16 protein-coding genes and 1 pseudogene are annotated in these 19,506 nt (G+C 59.0%); 7 read left to right on the forward strand and 10 right to left on the reverse strand.

Annotation, left to right across the window (positions count from 1 at the left end; all coding sequences use genetic code 11):
• Positions 1-80 precede the first annotated feature (80 nt).
• The 4 genes from ssuE to ASE98_RS16855 form a co-directional block, all read right to left on the reverse strand.
• Positions 81-674 carry an NADPH-dependent FMN reductase gene (ssuE, locus tag ASE98_RS16840; RefSeq protein ID WP_060542469.1) on the reverse strand — a complete coding sequence of 198 codons (594 nt, stop codon included), beginning with the start codon at positions 672-674 and terminating at the stop codon, positions 81-83.
• A gap of 276 nt (positions 675-950) precedes the next feature.
• The gene (locus ASE98_RS16845) at positions 951-1,595 is read right to left on the reverse strand and encodes a peroxiredoxin (RefSeq protein WP_060542470.1); all 645 of its coding nucleotides are present in this window, start codon (positions 1,593-1,595) and stop codon (positions 951-953) included.
• Positions 1,596-1,887: 292 nt separating this feature from the next.
• A complete protein-coding gene (locus ASE98_RS16850) occupies positions 1,888-3,234 on the reverse strand; it encodes an OprD family porin (protein ID WP_060542471.1) in 1,347 nt (448 codons plus the stop codon).
• 414 nt (positions 3,235-3,648) lie between these two features.
• Positions 3,649-4,980: an OprD family porin gene (locus ASE98_RS16855; protein WP_060542472.1), complete on the reverse strand. Its 1,332-nt coding sequence runs from the start codon at positions 4,978-4,980 to the stop codon at positions 3,649-3,651.
• 480 nt (positions 4,981-5,460) lie between these two features.
• Here ASE98_RS16855 and tauA point away from each other — a divergent pair.
• Positions 5,461-5,621, forward strand: a pseudogene (tauA, locus tag ASE98_RS27295) (taurine ABC transporter substrate-binding protein); the annotation flags it as partial.
• 43 nt (positions 5,622-5,664) lie between these two features.
• Here tauA and argA read toward each other — a convergent pair.
• Together argA and argE are read right to left on the reverse strand one after the other, a co-directional pair.
• Positions 5,665-6,963, reverse strand: coding sequence for an amino-acid N-acetyltransferase (argA, locus tag ASE98_RS16860; RefSeq protein WP_060542473.1), 1,299 nt, complete (start codon positions 6,961-6,963; stop codon positions 5,665-5,667).
• Between the two features lie 165 nt (positions 6,964-7,128).
• Complete coding sequence (gene argE / locus ASE98_RS16865) at positions 7,129-8,289, reverse strand: acetylornithine deacetylase (protein WP_060542474.1); 1,161 nt, start codon at positions 8,287-8,289, stop codon at positions 7,129-7,131.
• A gap of 157 nt (positions 8,290-8,446) precedes the next feature.
• On the opposite strand from argE, the gene ASE98_RS16870 reads away from it, so the two are divergent.
• A complete protein-coding gene (locus ASE98_RS16870; RefSeq protein ID WP_060542475.1) occupies positions 8,447-9,814 on the forward strand; it encodes a CYTH domain-containing protein in 1,368 nt (455 codons plus the stop codon).
• A 108-nt stretch (positions 9,815-9,922) separates the two neighbouring features.
• Here the strand turns inward: ASE98_RS16870 and ASE98_RS16875 are convergent, their stop codons facing one another.
• On the reverse strand, positions 9,923-10,387 hold the full coding sequence (locus tag ASE98_RS16875) for an Lrp/AsnC family transcriptional regulator (protein WP_060542476.1): 465 nt from the start codon (positions 10,385-10,387) through the stop codon (positions 9,923-9,925).
• Positions 10,388-10,514: 127 nt separating this feature from the next.
• On the opposite strand from ASE98_RS16875, the gene ASE98_RS16880 reads away from it, so the two are divergent.
• From ASE98_RS16880 to ASE98_RS16900, 5 genes are all read left to right on the forward strand, one after another.
• Entirely contained in the window at positions 10,515-10,853 is a 339-nt protein-coding gene (locus tag ASE98_RS16880; protein WP_060542477.1) for a hypothetical protein, read from the forward strand.
• 90 nt (positions 10,854-10,943) lie between these two features.
• Complete coding sequence (locus ASE98_RS16885) at positions 10,944-12,728, forward strand: GspE/PulE family protein (protein WP_060542478.1); 1,785 nt, start codon at positions 10,944-10,946, stop codon at positions 12,726-12,728.
• A 92-nt stretch (positions 12,729-12,820) separates the two neighbouring features.
• Positions 12,821-13,741: an SPFH domain-containing protein gene (locus tag ASE98_RS16890; protein ID WP_060542479.1), complete on the forward strand. Its 921-nt coding sequence runs from the start codon at positions 12,821-12,823 to the stop codon at positions 13,739-13,741.
• An 8-nt stretch (positions 13,742-13,749) separates the two neighbouring features.
• Positions 13,750-14,199, forward strand: coding sequence for an NfeD family protein (locus ASE98_RS16895; RefSeq protein ID WP_060542480.1), 450 nt, complete (start codon positions 13,750-13,752; stop codon positions 14,197-14,199).
• Positions 14,200-14,264: 65 nt separating this feature from the next.
• The gene (locus ASE98_RS16900; RefSeq protein WP_060542481.1) at positions 14,265-14,582 is read left to right on the forward strand and encodes a DUF2388 domain-containing protein; all 318 of its coding nucleotides are present in this window, start codon (positions 14,265-14,267) and stop codon (positions 14,580-14,582) included.
• A 236-nt stretch (positions 14,583-14,818) separates the two neighbouring features.
• On the opposite strand, the gene gcvP is transcribed toward ASE98_RS16900, so the two are convergent.
• The 3 genes from gcvP to gcvT form a co-directional block, all read right to left on the reverse strand.
• Positions 14,819-17,692: an aminomethyl-transferring glycine dehydrogenase gene (gcvP, locus tag ASE98_RS16905; RefSeq protein WP_060542482.1), complete on the reverse strand. Its 2,874-nt coding sequence runs from the start codon at positions 17,690-17,692 to the stop codon at positions 14,819-14,821.
• Between the two features lie 243 nt (positions 17,693-17,935).
• A complete protein-coding gene (gene gcvH, locus ASE98_RS16910) occupies positions 17,936-18,319 on the reverse strand; it encodes a glycine cleavage system protein GcvH (protein WP_060542483.1) in 384 nt (127 codons plus the stop codon).
• A 50-nt stretch (positions 18,320-18,369) separates the two neighbouring features.
• A complete protein-coding gene (gcvT, locus tag ASE98_RS16915; protein ID WP_060542484.1) occupies positions 18,370-19,452 on the reverse strand; it encodes a glycine cleavage system aminomethyltransferase GcvT in 1,083 nt (360 codons plus the stop codon).
• Positions 19,453-19,506 lie beyond the last annotated feature (54 nt).

The raw sequence follows: 19,506 nt of genomic DNA on the forward strand, positions 1-19,506 counted from the left end.
TTTTGCAGTTGGGTTTTGGCTGCACCTGCTTGCCCGTTAGCGGGCGAGTAAGGCCAGTACATCAATGGTTTTGGTAAGGCTTAAATGCTCCAGCGAGCACTCAATAAACGTTCATTCAACAGGTTCGGATCGAGCGGCTTGGGCCGTCGTGCCATGGCGCCTAAAAACAGTTCCAGCGACTCTTCCAGGCGTTGCTCAAGCTCCGGGGCCAACTGCGCCAGGGCACTGCCTTCGCCGTAAGCGATCTGACTGTCCACCGCGAAAATACCGTGGAGCATTTCCTGCGCTTTCAGCGCCGAGAGCACCGGTTTGAGCGCGTAATCCACCGCGAGCATGTGAGCGATGCTGCCCCCGGTCGCCATCGGCAACACCACCTTGTGGCTCAAGGCCCGTTCAGGCAGTAAATCCAGCACGGTCTTCAATGCACCGGAAAACGAAGCCTTGTACACAGGCGTGGCGATCAGCAGGCCATCGGCATTTTCAATCTGTTGCAGCAGGTCGATCACCTTGGGGCTGTCGAAGCGTGCGTGCAGTAAATCTTCAGCGGGGAAGTCCCGTACCTGATAACTCACCACTTCCACGCCCTGCTCTTGTAACCAACGCCGGGAGCGATCCAGCAGCATCCCGGAACGGGAGCGTTGACTGGGACTGCCACCAAGTGAGACGACCAACATTCAGACGATTCCTTGAATGGTGCTGGCGATTCGCGGTTTGCGATCTCGCTTCGATGGAGTGACATTAACAGTTGATTTATATATCCATAAATCATATTTATTCATTTGGTTATTCCTTTAAGAGATATAAGGGCCGATTTTCTCCAGGCAAAAAAAAGGCCGTCGAAACGGCCTGAAAGTCGCCTACCTTCTTGAATAAATCGCAGCCTGCGCCAGCTCCTGCAGGACGATGCGCCTCTGTAAAGATCGCCAGCAAGCCGGCTCCTACAGCAGCCGTTAGCGATTCGGCTGCGGCGTCAGACGCAAGTATGGCTTCACCGCCCGATAGCCCTTGGGAAACCGCTGTTTGATTTCATCCTCATCCTCATCCTTGAGCGATGGCACGATCACCACTTCGTCACCGTCTTGCCAGTTGGCCGGGGTGGCCACCTTGTAGTTGTCGGTGAGTTGCAGCGAGTCGATCACCCGCAGGATTTCGTTGAAATTACGACCAGTGCTCGCCGGGTAGGTGATGGTCAGCCGAACCTTCTTGTTCGGATCGATCACAAACAGCGAGCGCACGGTCAGGGTGTCATTGGCGTTGGGATGGATCAGGTCGTAGAGATCCGAGACCTTGCGGTCCGCGTCATCGAGGATCGGGAAGTTGACCTGGGTGTTCTGGGTCTCGTTAATGTCCTCGATCCATCTGTGATGGGATTCCACCGGGTCCACTGACAAGGCGATGGCCTTGACTCCACGCTGGGCAAATTCATCCTTGAGCCTGGCCGTGAAGCCGAGTTCGGTGGTGCACACTGGCGTGAAGTCCGCCGGATGGGAAAACAGCACGCCCCAGCTATCGCCCAGCCATTGATGGAAGCGGATGATACCGGCGCTGGAATTCTGTTCGAAGTCGGGGGCGATATCGCCAAGTCTGAGGCTCATGGTGCGGCTCCTTGTGAGTGCTTGATGAACTCAACTGTGCCTGTGTTTGTTATCTATTAAAAAGAATAAATATCGATTTATTTAGATCGTAATTGAATATTAAATATCTGTTCACTGGACGCACGCACGCATCACGACGAACATCGCCCCCAAGGTTCGAGAAGGCCTTGAGTTGCTGTAAAGAAGGGAATTTCAAGGCGGATTTACGGGGGTGAACCCGCTTTGGAGACGCAAAAGCCCCGCCCGGCGTGATGCCGGGCGGGGCTTTTTTTATCGCTGTTACCGAACGCTATTACAGCAGCGGGAGCGAGTAACTGAGGATCACGCGGTTTTCGTCCTGGGAGCGTGTGTTCGGCAGGTCGGTGCGCCAGGTGGCATTTTTCCAGGCCACGCCAAGGTTCTTCAACGGGCCTTCCTGTACGACGTAAGCAACGCTCAGGTCGCGTTCCCACTCGGAAGCTCCGCTGGCCGCCTCACCACCGCGAGCGTTGACCGTATCGATGTCGTCACCGTGCAGGTAAATCAGACCCGCCGTCAGGCCTGGCACCCCGACTTTGGCAAAGTCGTAGGAGTAGCGTGCTTGCCAGGTACGTTCGCCGGCACGGCCGAACTTCTGGATTTGCATGTCGGTGATGGTGTAGTTCGACGAACCGTCACCCTGGTTCAACCACGGGAAGTCGCTGCTACCGTTGCTGACCTGGTAACCACCACCGAAGGTGTGACCGGCAACCGTGTACAGGAACAGGCCGCTGTACAGGTTGTTGTCGACCTTGCCTTTGCCGTTGGCTGCGCCTTTGTAGTTACCCGTGGTGTAGTACAACGGGTTGCTGCCGTTGGCACCGTCGTCGGAGCTGTTGAAGTAGCGCAAGTCAGACTTCAGGATGCCCGGACCGATAGCCCAGTTGTGCACCAGACCGAGGAAGTGCTGCTTGTAGAAGTCTTCCAGATTGCCATAGTAGTACTGGGCGGTCAGGTCTTTGGTGATTTTGTAGTCACCGCCGCCATAGATGAATTTGTTGCTGTCGCGAGCCGCTGCGCTACGGCCGTTGGCGCCGGAAATGGATAACTGTTGGTTGTTGCTCGAGTTACGCCCTTTGACCTGCTCGATCTGGCCACCGATCAGCGTCAGATCCTTGAACACGTCGTTGGAGGTGAGTTGACCACCCTGCCAGGTTTGCGGCAGCAGTCGACCGTCGTTGGTCACGATAACCGGCAGTTTTGGCTGCAGGGTGCCCAGTTTCAGCTCAGTCTGGGAAATCTTGGCTTTGGCAGTCAGGCCCAGGCTGGAGAAGTCATCAACCGCTTCGCCGTTGGACTTGCTCGGGAACACGGTGCCGCCGTACGAGTTACCGCTGGCGCCGTTGGTGCCGCCACCCGAATCCAGCTTGACGCCCAACAGGCCGATCGCATCGACACCGAAGCCGACGGTACCTTGGGTGTAGCCGGAGATGAAACGCAGGTCGAAGCCCTGGCCCCACTCTTCGTTTTTGTTCGGACCGGTACCGTCACGGTAATCGGTGTTGATGTAGAAGTTGCGCAACCCCAATGTTGCCTTGCTGTCTTCGATAAAACCCGCGGCGCCTGCCTGTTGGGCCACAACCCCAACGGCCACAGCCATGGCCAAGGTGGATTTGTTCATGTTTCGCTCCTCTGATTTCTAATTCTGTGTTTCTGGTCCTGGATCTGTCGCCCGGGATCCTCAAACGCATATTTCGCGGCAACCGTCTAAACCGGTCTTTTGGCCGCGGCAGGATACAGCTTCATAATTCCAAAAAGAATTGATTGAACAATCCTTCATACCAGTTAGGAATATGCCCATTCAGGGCAAGTTCGAGTATCGGCCGTCTGGCCAATGCCTGAACCGATCAATGTGTTGGGAGATGTAAAGTAGACACAATCCAGGACTCATCCGTGACTCCGGGACGGCGTTACTTTAGGCCGAAAGATAAAAAAGCTAAAAAGAATAAAAAACAACAATGATATTCTTTTTGGAAATATAAGAAAAACCGCGTAAAAAAGCCCCGCCAGCAGGCGAGGCTCTTTTACGCAGTGATTACAGGAAGCTGTAGGTGTAGTTGAAGATCAAACGAGTCTGATCTATATCGGGGCTGTTGGTGACTTCACTGCCACGGTAAACGGCATTACGCAGCGTTACGCCCAAACCTTTGAGGGCACCCTGCTGGATGGTGTAATCGATGCGCATATCGCGTTCCCACTCGGATGAATCAGGGCCACGGCCGTTCGTTGCCTTGATGTTGTCACCGTGCAGATAAGCAATCGCGGTTTTAAGGCCCGGTACACCCAGTGCCGCAAAGTCGTAGGAGTACTGACCGAACGTCGTGTTTTCACCGGCACGGATAAAGCTGTTAACCATGGCGTCGGTGAACGAGTAGAAGCTGGCGCCACCGTTGCCTTCCGGGCGACCTCTACCATCGACTACGCTGCCCTGGTTCAGGAAGACGAAACCACCGTCATCGCTTACACGCTGGTGGCCCAACAGGAACGCGTTGCCACCCAGGGTGTAGGTGAACATGGCGCTCCAGGTCTTGTTGTCGACCTCACCCAGGTTCTTGGCGTAACCGCCGTTGTTGTTGAAGCGGTAGCCTGGATCGCCGTTCTTGCCGTCAGAGCCGCTGTCGAAATAGCGGATATCCGTCTTGAAGGATTGTTTGGCATCGATCGTGAACACATGGACCAGACCAAGGAAGTCCTGCTTGTAGTAGTCCTTCAGATTCGAATGGTAGTACTGCAGGGTCAGGTCTTTGGTGACCTTCCAGTCGGCACCGGCGTAGCGGAACTGGTTGCTGTCCTGGGTACCACCATTGACGGCCAGGCCGGTGGAGTTGGACGAGGCACGACCCGCCGAGTGTTCCAGCTGACCTGCGTTGAAGGTTACGTTGTCGATTTCCTTCGACGTGATGGTGCCACCGTCAAAGGTCTGTGGCAGCAGGCGACTGTCGTTCGCTACCAGAATCGGCAGGCTTGGCTGCAGAGCGCCACCCAGGTGAGCTTCGGTTTTCGAGAAGCGAGCCTTGACGTTAGCGGCCGCACGGCTCCACTCGTCTACGGCCGAACCATCGGTATCGCTTGGGAAAAACGTATTGGCGTCCGGATGATGGCCCTTGCCACCGTCCAGATGGATCCCCACCAGCGCCTGGGCGTCGATACCGAAACCAACAGAACCCTGAGTGAAGCCCGACAGATAATCAAACTTCAGGCCTTCGGCAGACTCTTTCTGATCCGCACCGCCTTCGCGGTTATCGTTGTTGAAATACATCGTGCGGGAACTGACGGAAGCCTTGCTGTCTTCGATGAAACCTGCGGCGCCTGCCTGCTGCGCCAAAACCCCTACGGCTACGGCAAGAGCCAAGGTGGACTTGTTCATTGTGAAGCTCCTCTGGATTCTAATTGTTGTGTTCCTGGTTTCGAGTCGACGCCCGAAAATCCTAAGATGAGCGATTAGCGCCAGACCGTGACTCACAAGTCAATCGTAACCATGTGTGTCTACGACCATCGTCTAATGCCCGGCTTTTGGGTCACTGCAAGGTGTTGCGTATGTCATAAACCTGAAAAGAATTAGCTGGCTCTTTTCTAAGACCATTTAGGCATTTAGCTCTGCGCCGCAACCGCTGCGGCCTAGAGCCAGAGCCGCTCGCAAGCTAATTACTAAATGGTATTTATTGGTGGTTTTTTAGTTCGTTTAGCGCTCACGCAATTCGGAAACAATGCTTTTACCGAAAGGCGGCCCATGCCAATCAGACGCGCACTATCCGGATCAATTGTTACAGTTTGTGTATCGACGGCGGTTTCTTCGGCGCCCAAACGGGGAGTCTCACGGTTGGTTATCAAATCAGCATCGACCCTAGCGTTTCCGGATGCCAAGGCACAGCAAAGCACTGCGCTGCTGGACGGCGGCATGGCCAAGGCGATTGGTAGACGGCGAAGTTCCTGAAGGAACAAGGGAAGGTTGAAACGGTGCTGGCGGACTATTCGCCCTATGTCAGTGCGAAGTTTGTGGCTGAGTAGTGATCGTTCCCACGCGCGGGAACGATCAGGTGGGGCAACTCGGTTACAGGGCTTTTTCGAAGATCTTCGAATTACGCTGGTAGTTGTACAGCGATGCCCTCGCCGACGGCAGGCGCTCGACGCTGCTCGGCACGAAACCACGTTCGCGGAACCAGTGCGCAGTACGGGTGGTGAGGACGAACAGGGTTTTCAAACCCTGAGCCCGGGCACGGGTCTCGATGCGCTCCAGCAACTCATCACCACGACCGCCATGGCGATACTCCGGGTTCACCGCCAGGCACGCCAGCTCCCCGGCATCCGAATCGGCAATCTGATACAACGCCGCACAGGCGATGATCATGCCCTCTCGCTCAACCACGCTGAACTGCTCGATTTCGCGCTCCAGTACTTCACGGGAGCGACGCACCAGGATGCCCTGCTCTTCCAGCGGGCTGATCAGATCCAGCAAACCGCCGACGTCCTCGATGGCCGCTTCGCGCACCACCTCGAATTGCTCCTGGGCCACCAGCGTACCGCCACCGTCGCGGGTGAACAGTTCGGTCAGCAGCGCGCCGTCTTCGGCGTAGCTGACAATATGGCTGCGAGCCACACCACCGCGGCAAGCCTCGGCCGCCGCATCCAGCAGTTCCGCCTGATAGTTGCTGCCCAGACGCTGCAGATGCGCCGGCACTTGCTGCGGACGCAACTCGCGAACCAGACGCCCGTTCTCATCGATCAGGCCCGGCTCGGAGCCGAACAGCAGCAGCTTGTCCGCGCCCAATTCGATAGCCGCGCGGGTCGCGACGTCTTCACAGGCGAGGTTGAAGATCTCGCCGGTCGGCGAATAACCCAAGGGCGACAGCAGCACGATGGAGCGTTCGTCGAGCAGGCGGTTGATACCCTTGCGGTCGACCCGGCGCACTTCGCCGGTGTGGTGATAATCGACGCCTTCAAGCACGCCGATCGGTCGGGCCGTGACCAGGTTGCCGCTGGTCACCCGCAGGCGCGAGCCCTGCATCGGCGATGAAGCCATGTCCATGGACAGCCGCGCTTCGATGGCAATGCGCAACTGGCCGACGGCATCGATTACGCATTCCAGGGTCGCGGCGTCGGTGATGCGCATGCCGTGGTGGTAGTGCGGGGTCAGGCCGCGAGCAGCCAGGCGCGCTTCAATTTGCGGACGCGAGCCGTGAACCAGTACCAGCCGCACGCCCAGGCTGTGCAGCAGCACCAGGTCGTGGACGATATTGCCGAAATTCGGATGCTCGACACCGTCGCCGGGCAGCATGACGATAAAGGTGCAATCGCGGTGGGCGTTGATGTAAGGCGAAGCGTGACGAAGCCAATTAACGTATTCGGGCATGAACCTGGGCCTGTAACAAATAGCAGCCAAAAAATGGGCGAAGCGGAAAACGCACAGCGGGCTGATGGTTATCGTCGGAACAGGCTTGGCGACACGCGCGGTCTCCTCATGAATACGGGTAGAAACATTGGCAATTTATACCTGCTGGAGCCGGCTTGCCGGCTCCTACAGCTTATGTGGGGCCGCTGTCAGGCAGTAATGTTCAATCAACTGACGTAATAGATGCACCGTAGGCTGCAAACGTGACATTTCCAGGTATTCCCCCGGCTGGTGGGCGCAAGCGATATCACCCGGACCAAGCACCAGCGTTTCGCAGCCAAGGCGCTGAAGATAAGGTGCTTCGGTGCCGAATGCCACTGCTTCGGCAGCATGGCCAGTGAGCTTTTCAGCAATTCGCACCACTTGCGCATCCTCGGCCTGCTCGAAGGGCGGCACTTCGGGGAATAAGGGTGCGTAATCGATCTTCACCTGATGGCGCTCGGCAATCGGGTTGAGCTTGTGCAAGATCTCGGCGCGCAGGGCTTGCGGGTCCATGCCCGGCAACGGCCGCAAATCGAACTCCAGCGAACATTGGCCGCAGATGCGGTTGGGGTTGTCGCCGCCATGGATGCAACCGAAGTTCATTGTCGGGGTCGGCACACTGAACTGCGGATTGCGGAATTCGCGCTGCCACAACAGGCGCAGACCACGCAGTTCACCGATGGCATCGTGCATGGCTTCCAGAGCGCTGTGGCCCAGACGCGGATCGGAGGAGTGACCGCTCTGCCCGAGAATGTCGATGCGCTCCATCATGATGCCTTTGTGCATGCGAATCGGCTTGAGCCCGGTCGGCTCGCCGATCACCGCCGCGCGCCCCAGGGGACGACCCGCGGCTGCCAGCGCCCGGGCGCCAGACATTGAGCTTTCCTCGTCGCAGGTGACGAGAATCAGCAACGGCTGCTTGAACGGTTGGTCGAGCAACGGTATGACCGCTTCGATAGCCAAGGCAAAAAAACCCTTCATGTCGCAACTGCCCAAGCCCACCCAACGGCCGTCGACTTCGGTCAGTTTCAACGGATCGGTCTGCCATAGCGCGCCATCGAACGGCACGGTGTCGCTATGCCCGGCCAGCACCAGGCCCCCAGGACCGCTGCCGAAAGTGGCGAGCAGGTTGAATTTGCCGGGATTGACCTGCTGGATGTCGCAGGCAAAACCCAGCTCACCCAACCATGTCGCCAACAGATCGATAACCGGGCGGTTGGATTGATCGAGCCCGGGCTGGGTACAACTGACTGACGGTGCAGCGATCAGCGCAGCGAACTGATCTTTCATGGACGGCAATGGCATCGCTGACTCCCGGCTCCCGAATTGAGGTCCATCATAGAACCATCCGATGGCAGGAATAAACCGTTGCGGCGCGCAGGTTTTGCCAGTGCTGTACACTGCATGACCTTGGCAGCCACACATTCCCCCGGCTGCGCTCCCGATCCTGGATTTTCCGGCCATGCAGAAAGAAACCGAAATCAAACTCCGCGTCAGCCGCGAAACCCTCGCCGCCTTGCGCGAGCACCCACTCCTGAAAAAACGCAACAAAAGTGGCTGGGAACGCCGTGAGTTGATGAATCAGTACTTCGACACGCCTGAACGCGACCTGGCCCGCGCCAAGGTTGCCCTGCGCCTGCGCCGCGATGGCGAAGAAGTGATTCAGACGCTCAAGACCCGTGGCCAGAGCATCGCCGGTCTGTCCGAGCGTAACGAGTACGACTGGAACCTGCCCAAAGCCAAGCTCGACGTTAAGAAACTCGACGGCGAATGCTGGCCCGAAGCGTTGGCCGACCTGGACAAGAAAACCCTCAAGCCGATCTTCACCACTGATTTCGTCCGCGAGCGCGCCGAAATCGCCTGGGGTCGTGGCAAGGCCAAAGTGGTGATCGAAGCCGCGCTGGACCTGGGGCATGTAGTCGTCGGCAAGCAGAAGGAAGAAATCTGCGAGCTCGAGCTGGAACTGCGCGAAGGCGAACCGGCGGCCCTGCTGGAACTGGCCGCCGAACTGGCCGAGACCCTGGCCTTGATGCCGTGCGACATCAGCAAGGCCGAGCGCGGTTATCGTTTGTACGACGCCCACAGCTATTCCCTGAGCCTCCCGGCGCCGCAGATCACTGCCGAAACTCCGCTGGACGACGCCTTCGCCGCGCTGAGCTGGCACTTTCTGGGCAGCAGCCAGCGCCTGGCCGAACAGTATCGTTTCAACGGTCACTGGCGTTTGTTGCAGGATTGGGTCGAAAGCCTCGCGGAAATGCGCGCCCTGATCAGCAGCCTCGGCCAAGCCGCTCCACGTCAGTCGACCCACGACCTGCGTGTCGCGCTCGATGCCCTGCTCGAAGACTGGCGCCCGCTGGTACAAGCCGGTGTCGACGACGAAGACGTGCGCAAAGCCGCGCCGGAGCAGTTCCTCGAAGAGCTGCAAGACCCGCGCTGGGGCCTGTTCTCCCTGACCACTTCGCGCTGGCTGCTGGCCCGCACCTGGACCGCCGAGCGCAACACCCGTGGCAATCGCCAAGGCGCTGCGCAACTGGGCAGCTGGCTGCCGCGCCTGCTGGGCGAAGAAGCCAACTCGCTGCAATTGCAGCGTTATCAGCAACAACCGGAAGACCTCGCCGAGCAACTGCCGCGCATCGAACGCATTCAGGTTTGGCTGCACCATGCGCGCACCGTGCTGGAAATCCCGGAGATGGACCGCTTGTTTGGCGAGCTGAAACAGTTGGCGCAACTGGCTAACGAGCCGATCACCGATGAATCGCTGGATGCACGCAAGCAGCAGGCGATTGCTGTTTATCAAAATCGCGCCTGGAAAATGCTGCTGCGCCTGTAATACCGCCATCGCCAGCAGGCTGGCTCCCACAGGGGATTTGTGGCGTACACAAAACCAATGTGGGAGCCAGCCTGCTGGCGATGGGGCCCACACAATTGCCGCAGAGTCTCAGACCGGCAAACTGGTGGTCGACTTGATCTCCGATAACGCCACGATCGAATTCACCTCCTGAATCCCCGGTACCAGCGACAGCTTCTCGAAAAAGAACCGCTCGTACGCCTCGATGTCAGCCGCAACGATGCGCAGCATGAAATCCACTGCCCCCATCAGCACGTAACATTCCAGCACTTCGGGAAAACCGCGAATCGCCTCGGTAAACTCGGTGAAGTTCGAACGCCCGTGGGCGTTGAGTTTGACTTGCGCGAAAATCTGCGTGTTCAGGCCGATTTTCTTGCGGTCGAGCAAGGTTACCTGGCCACGGATTATGCCCTCCTCTTTCATCCGCTGAATCCGCCGCCAGCACGGCGACTGCGAGAGCCCCACCTGCTCGGCGATCTGTGCGCTGGAAAGTGATGCGTCTTCCTGCAGCAACGCGAGGATCTTGCGGTCGTAGCTGTCCAACTCGCTCTGCATAAAAAAACCCTGAATTGATTAACAAGCGAATTCAACAATTCTTGAAATGCGCCTTTTAGACCATCATAGAGAAGAAATACCCGGCGGCGGATGTAAAAATTTCTCCATGGAATCTGGAGCCCTGAACATGCCGCATCTCGAAGCCGTGAACACCCCACACACCCGCGCCGATGTCTGGAATGCCGGCAATGCCCATTGCCGGGCCCACTATCAATTGCTGGCCGAAGCCGAGCCGGACCTGCTGTGTCGCGCCCTTAACCTGTTCGCCTTGCAGTTGCTCACACCGCAACAAGTGAATGTGCAGCGTCAGGGCGATTTGCTGAACATCGGGATCGTCGTCGACGGTTTGAGCTGGCACCGGGCCCAAGTCATTGCGGAAAAACTTCGTAACCTGATCAGCGTCTGCTCGGTCGATCTGCAAGAGGCTGATTGCACATGGGTTGAAATGGCTCAGGCTGCGGGCTGAAAAACCCCGAAACGGCTTCATCGGGTAGTGGCCCAACGGTCTGCCGGGCCACGGCTATCCTTGGCGAACTGTTGTTCAAAAGGAGCCCGCATGTCCGTTCAACTCGTCTCTCAGGACCGCTGGCTGGATCTCAATGATGTACTGCGCGAGCTGGTCGCCCAGGGTTTTATCAGCCAGGATTCAGCCGAACACGCGCTCAACGCCCGGCGCCGCCATGCCGCCAATGGCCAGATGCATCCGCTGGAATTCATCGCCAATCAACATCTGGCCGATCTCAGTCGACCCGACAAATACCTGGACCTCGAAAGCCTGACCCAGTGGTTATCCCGGCAAGCCGGCCAGCCGTATTTGCGCATCGACCCGCTGAAAATCAATGTCGCGGCCGTCACCCCGTTGATGTCCTACGCCTTCGCCCAGCGCCACAAGATCCTCGCGGTCTCCATCGACCGTGACGCGGTAACGGTAGCCAGCGCCCAACCCTATGTCAGCGAATGGGAGGCCGACCTGACCCACGTGCTCAAGTTGCCGATCAAGCGCGTGGTGGCCAACCCGGTAGACATCCAGCGCTTCAGTGTGGAGTTCTTTCGCCTGGCCAAATCGGTCACCGGGGCGAACAATACCGATCAGCAGTTGAACAGCCTGGGCAATTTCGAACAGTTGCTCAACCTCGGCGCCAGCGACCAGGAGCCGGATGCCAACGACGCGCACATCGTCAACATCGTCGACTGGCTGTTCCAGTACGCCTTCCAGCAACGCGCCAGCGATATCCACATCGAGCCCCGACGTGAACAGGGCACGGTACGCTTTCGCATCGACGGCGTGCTGCACAATGTCTACCAGTTCCCGCCGCAGGTGACAGTGGCCATTGTCAGCCGCCTGAAAAGCCTTGGGCGCATGAACGTCGCGGAAAAACGCAAACCCCAGGATGGCCGCGTAAAGACCAGGACGCCCCACGGCGGCGAAGTCGAGTTGCGCCTGTCGACGCTGCCTACGGCCTTCGGCGAAAAAATGGTCATGCGGATCTTCGATCCTGAAGTGCTGCTCAAGGATTTCGACCAGTTGGGTTTTTCTGCTGATGACCTGCGTCGCTGGCAGGACATGACCCGGCAGCCCCACGGGATTATTCTGGTTACCGGGCCTACCGGCTCGGGCAAGACGACTACCCTCTACACCACGCTGAAAAAACTGGCGACGCCAGAGGTCAACCTCTGCACCATCGAAGACCCGATCGAAATGGTCGAGTCGGCGTTCAACCAGATGCAGGTCCAGCACAACATCGACCTGACTTTCGCCGCCGGCGTACGCGCGCTGATGCGGCAAGACCCGGACATCATCATGATCGGCGAGATCCGTGATCTCGAAACCGCGGAAATGGCCATTCAGGCGGCGCTGACCGGGCACCTGGTGCTGTCGACCCTGCACACCAACGACGCGCCAAGCGCCATCAGCCGCCTGCTGGAGCTCGGCGTACCGCATTATCTGATCAAGGCCACGGTACTCGGCGTCATGGCCCAGCGCCTGGTACGAACGCTGTGCCCGCACTGCAAGGCCCCCCTGGCGTTGGGTGAAGAGGACTGGCAGACCCTGACCCGTCCCTGGCAGGCTCCACTGCCGGGCAGTGCCCACCGCGCCATCGGCTGCGTTGAATGCCGCGATACCGGTTATCGCGGTCGCGCCGGTGTCTACGAAATCATGCAGTTCAGCGATAGCATCAAAGCACTGATCAATCCCGACACCGATTTGCTGTCGGTGCGGCGCCAGGCCTTCAAGGAGGGCATGCGCAGCTTGCGCTTGTCGGGGGCGCAAAAGGTTGCGGCTGGTTTGACCACCGTAGAGGAGGTGCTGCGAGTGACACCGCAAAGCGAGCAGAACTGAATTCTGCGCAGGGACGGTTCTTATCCGTGACCGGCGCCGATACACTCGAGCAATTGCAACTCCACGGATTCATACATCAACAAGGAATCGTTATGCAGATCGGTAGTGTTCTTTTACTTTTTGTCGGCCTGGTGGTCGCCATTCTGTTCATGGGTTTCAAAGTCGTGCCCCAGGGCTTTGAATGGACCGTCGAGCGTTTCGGGCGCTACACCAATACGCTCAAACCGGGACTCAACATCATCATTCCGGTCATGGACCGCATCGGGCGCAAGATGAATGTGATGGAAAGTGTGCTGGATATTCCGCCACAGGAAGTCATCACCGCCGATAACGCCACGGTACAAATCGACGCGGTGTGCTTCTTCCAGGTGGTCAACACCGCCCAGGCCGCCTACGAGGTCAACAACCTCGAACACGCCATTCGCAACCTGCTGCAGACCAATATCCGTACGGTGCTCGGCTCCATGGAACTCGACGCCATGCTCAGCCAGCGAGACGGCATCAACGAAAAGCTGCTGCGCACCGTCGACGAGGCGACTGCGCCGTGGGGCATCAAGATCACCCGGATCGAAATCAAGGACATCAGCCCGCCTGCGGACCTGATGGCGGCAATGTCGGGACAAATGAAGGCCGAACGTATCAAACGTGCGCAGATCCTTGAAGCCGAAGGCCTGCGTGCCGCTGCGATCCTGACCGCCGAAGGCAAGAAGCAGGCACAGATCCTCGAAGCCGAGGGTAGTCGCCAGGCCGCGTTCCTCGAGTCCGAAGCCCGGGAGCGACAAGCAGAGGCAGAAGCCCAGGCAACCAAAGTGGTGTCAGAAGCCATCGCCAGCGGCAACGTCCAGGCGGTCAATTACTTCGTGGCGCAGAAGTACATCGATGCCTTGGGCAAGCTGTCCTCGGCCAACAACAGCAAGGTGATCCTGATGCCACTGGAGGCCAGTTCGATGATTGGTGCAATCGGCGGCATCGGCGAAATCGTCAAGGCCACCTTCGACAACAAGAAAGCCTGAGGCTCGTCATGTGGTCATTACTGCAGCATTTGTCGTACTGGGACTGGCTGGCGCTGGGCACGGTGCTGTTGATTCTTGAAGTATTCGGTGCTGGTGGCTACCTGCTGTGGATCGGCATGTCCGCCGCAGCCGTGGGGGTGTTGACCTTTATCGTGCCGGACCTGTCCTGGGAACTGCAGTTTCTGCTGTTTGGCCTGCTCTCGATTGCCACCGCCTTGTACTGGTGGCGGCGCCAGCGCACGGCGGTGCGCGTCAGCGATCAGCCCAACCTCAACCTGCGTGGTCAGGAACTGATCGGCAAAACCTTTGTGGTGCACGAAGCGATTGTCGACGGTCGCGGCAAAATCAAGGTTGCCGACGGTGTGTGGATGGCCCGCGGACCGGATGCTGCTACTGGCAGCCGCGTGCGGGTGGTCGGCCAGCAAGGGGCGATCCTGCTGGTCGAGGTGGCTGAGTAGGCGGCAACGGAACTGGATTGCGCATTGGCAATCCAACGCCGCAGTTAATCACTGGAGTCACCTTTATGCGTTTCAAACTTGCTATCGCTACCATTGCGCTGCTGTCCTTGCCTGTCGGCTCGGCGATGGCCGATAGCTTTTGGCAGAACGTCATCTCATCCGGTGCAACGACCGGCTCGACCTACCTGACCTTCAAGGATCACAAGCTGATCGTCGCTGCCCAGGACGATGCCGGCAGTTTCGTCGCCAGCGACGGCGGCATCCGTGGCCCGTACCTGGAAGCGGCGATGCAGAAAGTCCGCGCCGACAATCCGGGGCTGCAGGCCACGGACATGGAGCTGGCGAATGCGATCCTTGCGAAGAATGCCGTAGCGTCCCAATAGATCGCCCGAGACACACACTAAGGGTGCGAGCATTTGTGGCGAGGGGGCTTGTGTGGCGAGGGGGCTTGCCCCCGTTGGGTCGCGCAGCGGCCCCAAAAAAACAGGGCCTGCTTCGCAGTCCAACGGGGCAAGCCCCCTCGCCACACAAGCCCCCTCGCCACAAAAAGCCCCCCCCTCTTAGCAAAAAGCCTCCCCTCTCCACACAGCCTCCCACGCTGGCTGTGTGCTGCCGGATATCAGCGATATTCATCCACCGGCACACACGCACAAAACAGATTGCGGTCGCCGTACACGTTGTCCACCCGGTTCACCACCGGCCAGTACTTGTGAGCCTTGGTGTGGGCGTCCGGCGTGACCGCCTGCTCGATGCTGTACGGCCGCTCCCAGATCCCGGTGATATCGGCCAAAGTATGAGGCGCGCCTTTGAGCGGGTTGTCTTCGGCAGGCCAGTTACCGTTTTGCACCTCGTTGATTTCTGCGCGGATGCTCAGCATCGCGCCGATGAAGCGGTCCAGCTCGGCCTTGGATTCACTTTCGGTCGGCTCGACCATCAATGTCCCCGGCACCGGAAACGACATGGTCGGCGCATGGAAGCCGTAATCCATCAGCCGCTTGGCGACGTCTTCTTCGCTGATGCCGGTCAGCGCCTTGAGTGGACGCAGGTCGAGGATGCATTCGTGAGCCACCCGCTCGTTACGCCCGGTGTAAAGCACTGGAAACGCGCCCGACAAATGCCGGGCCAGGTAGTTGGCAGCAAGGATCGCCACTTCGCTGGCGTCCGCCAGTTGTGGCCCCATCATGGCGATGTACATCCAGCTGATCGGTAGAATGCTTGCGCTGCCCCAGGGCGCGGCGCTGACGGCACCGTTCTGCGGCTGCGGCCCATCGATCGGCACGACAGGATGATTGGCCACGAACGGTGCCAGATGCGCCCGCACCCCGATCGGCCCCATGCCCGGCCCACCGCCGCCATGGGGGATGCAGAAAGTTTTGTGCAGATTCATGTGCGAAACGTCGGCGCCGATGTCCGCCGGGCGCGCCAACCCGACCTGGGCATTGAGGTTGGCACCATCCATGTAGACCTGGCCGCCATGCTGGTGGATCACTTGGCAGATTTCGCTGATGCCTTCCTCATACACGCCGTGAGTCGAAGGATACGTTGCCATCAGGCAGGCAAGCTTGTCTGAAGCGGCCGCGGCTTTTTCTTTCAGATCGTCCAGGTCGACATTGCCCGCCTCGTCACACTCGACGATCACCACCCGCATCCCGGCCATTTGCGCCGATGCCGGGTTGGTGCCGTGGGCGGACGAAGGAATCAGGCAGACATCCCGCCCGCCCTGGTCGCGGCTCTCGTGATATTTGCGGATCGCCAGCAACCCGGCGTATTCGCCCTGGGCCCCGGAGTTGGGCTGCATGCAAATCGCGTCGAAACCGGTAATCGCGCAGAGCCAGCGCTCCAGCTCTTCGATCATCAGTGCATAACCCGCAGCCTGCTCCTTGGGTACGAACGGATGCAGATTGGCGAACTGCGGCCAGGTAATGGGGATCATCTCGCTCGTAGCGTTGAGCTTCATGGTGCAGGAGCCGAGCGGGATCATCGATTGATTAAGCGCCAGGTCCTTGTTTTCCAGCTGTTTGAGGTAGCGCAGCATTTCGGTTTCGCTGTGATGGGCGCTGAACACTGGATGGCGCAGATAGGGTGAAGTACGTGTCAGCCCTTCGGGAATACCTCCGGTCAAGGTTTGCGCATCCAGTTCCTCGACCTTCAGTCCATGGTCGGCTCCGAGAAACACATCGAAGAGTTTCGCCACAGTGGACTCATCGCAGGTTTCGTCCAGGCTCAAGCCCAATTGCCCGCGCCCCAGAATGCGCAGGTTGATCTGCGCAGCCCGGGCACTGTCGATGATCGCGGTCTGGGTGCCGCCGACCTCCAGCGTCAGGGTGTCGAAAAAGTGTTTATTAAGGCGACTGACACCCTTGCGTTCCAGGCCGGCGGCGAGGATGCAGGTCAGCCGATGAACACGCTGGGCAATCCGCTTGAGTCCTTCCGGACCGTGGTAGACCGCATAAAAACTGGCGATATTGGCCAGCAGCACTTGGGCGGTACAAATGTTCGAGTTGGCCTTTTCCCGACGAATATGTTGCTCGCGGGTTTGCAGGGCCATGCGCAGGGCGGTGTTGCCCCGGGCATCCTTCGACACGCCGATGATCCGCCCGGGGATCGCCCGCTTGTATTCATCGCGGCTGGCAAAAAATGCTGCGTGGGGCCCGCCGTAGCCCATGGGCACGCCGAAACGCTGGGATGAACCGAACACCACATCGGCGCCCAACTCGCCCGGGGGGGTCAGCAACAGCAGGCTGAGCAAGTCCGTGGCCACGCAGGCCAGCGCTTGCTGGGCATGCAGGTGATCGATCAACGGCCGCAGGTCATGGATTTCGCCATGGGTATCGGGGTATTGCAGCAGCGCGCCGAACACTTGGTGCTGCTTCAAGTTATCCACAGCGTCGACGATCAGCTCGAAGCCGAACCCGTCGGCGCGGGTCTGCACCACGGAAATGGTCTGCGGATGGCAGTTTTCGTCGACAAAGAACAGGTTGCTTCTGGACTTGGCGACCCGCTTGGCCAGGGCCATGGCTTCCGCAGCGGCCGTGGCTTCGTCCAGCAGCGAGGCGTTGGCCAGTTCCAGCCCGGTCAAGTCGATGGTCAACTGCTGAAAATTCAACAGTGCTTCGAGGCGCCCTTGGGCGATCTCCGGCTGATACGGGGTGTACGCGGTGTACCAACCAGGATTTTCCAGCACATTGCGCAGAATGACGGCCGGCGTCAGCGTGCCGTGATAGCCCATGCCAATCAGGCTGGTCCACACCTGATTCTGCTCGGCATAGCCGCGCAGCTTTGCCAGCGCCGCTACTTCATCGAGTGCCGGAGGCAAGTCCAGCGCACGATTCAGGCGAATGCCGGGCGGTACCGTTTGTTCGATCAGTTCGACCCGGCTGCCCAGACCGAGACTGTCGAGCATCGCCTGTTGCTCGGCGGCATCGGGCCCGAGGTGGCGGCGAAGAAAGGCATTGGGGTCGCGTAACTGGCTCAGGGACGGCAACTGGGACATGACGGGCTCTCTTTTGACTGGCGCTCAACGTCGATGCAACACGGTCAAAACAGCATAGCAGCCACTACCAACAGTGAACCCTGTAGGAGCGAGCATGCTCGTGATGGACTTGAGAGCGCCGCGGGGTGTGAGGCCCCCCGCGTTATCGTTAACGACCATCGCGAGCATGCTCGCTCCTACAAAGGGAATCCGCACAACAAAAAAAGCCCCGACAAGTCGGGGCTTTGGGATGACGCTGAACACTTACTCGCCGATGGCAGCCTTGTAGCCGGCAGCATCGAGCAGCTTTTCCAGGTCAGCGGCATTGCTTGGTTTGATCTTGAAGATCCACGCGCCGTACGGGTCGGAGTTGAGCAACTCAGGCTCAGCGCTCAGCGCGTCGTTGACCGCGATCACTTCACCGGCAACCGGGGAGTAAATGTCGGAAGCAGCCTTGACCGACTCAACGACGCCGGACTGATCTCCAGCGGCAAACACGTTACCCACTTCCGTCAGTTCGACGAACACTACATCGCCCAGCGCTTCCTGCGCGTGATCGCTGATGCCCACGGTGACGGTGCCATCGGCTTCCAGACGTGCCCATTCGTGACTTTCGGCAAAACGCAGGTCGGCAGGGATATCGCTCATGTTGTGTGTCCTCAGGAAAATTATCAGCGGTCGTTGCCCGCCGGAAAAGGTTAGATCAAGGTTTTACCGTGGCGTACGAAGGTCGGTTTGACCACCCGGACCGGGTACCACTTGCCACGGATTTCCACTTCAGCGCGGTCGGCAGTTGCCATCGGCACGCGCGCCAGTGCAATCGACTTGCTAAGCGTAGGAGAGAAACTACCACTGGTGATCTCCCCTTCGCCAACATCGGCGATGCGGACCACCTGATGAGCGCGCAAAACTCCACGCTCCTCAAGGACCAGACCGACCAGTTTGTGCTGTATACCCGCCGCCTTCTCAGCTTCCAGGGCCGCACGGCCGATGAACTGGCGGTTGGCCGGTTCCCAGGCGATGCTCCATGCCATGTTCGAGGCCAGCGGTGAAATGTCCTGCTGGATATCCTGACCGTACAGGTTCATGCCCGCTTCGACGCGCAAGGTGTCCCGGGCACCGAGGCCAATCGGGGAAATCCCGGCACCGACCAGATCGTTGAAGAAGCCGGGGGCCTGATCGGCGGGCAGAATGATCTCCAGCCCGTCTTCGCCGGTATAGCCGGTGCGCGCGATGAACCAGTCACCGTCGGGCTGACCTTCGAAGGGTTTGAGGAGCTGGATCAGGTTGCTGCGGGACTGGTTCACCAGTTCGGCAATCTTGTGACGGGCGTGAGGGCCCTGAATGGCCAGCATCGCCATCTCCGAACGCTCACTGAGCTGCACGTCGAAGCCGTCCAGATGAGCGCTCATCCAGGCCATGTCCTGATCGCGGGTGGAGGCGTTGACCACCAGGCGATAGCCGTCATCGAGTCGATAGACAATCATGTCGTCGACGATACCGCCGTGCTCGTTGAGCATGGTGCTATATTGCGCACGGCCGGGGCTGTGCAGGCGTTCGACATCATTGGCCAGCAAATGCTGGAGCCAGGCTTTGGCCTGGGAGCCGCTGACATCGATCACGGTCATGTGGGAAACATCGAAGACACCGCAATCGCGGCGCACCTGATGGTGTTCCTCGACCTGCGATCCATAATGCAAAGGCATGTCCCAACCGCCAAAATCGACCATCTTCGCGCCAAGAGCGAGGTGAAGGTCATACAGAGGCGTACGCTGTCCCATGGGTTTCTCCTTCCGGGCGTGGCGAAGGTGCGGACAGGTGCTGAACGGAGTGCA

Origin of the sequence: Pseudomonas sp. Leaf48 (genome assembly GCF_001421885.1) — a bacterium.
Classification (GTDB): domain Bacteria; phylum Pseudomonadota; class Gammaproteobacteria; order Pseudomonadales; family Pseudomonadaceae; genus Aquipseudomonas.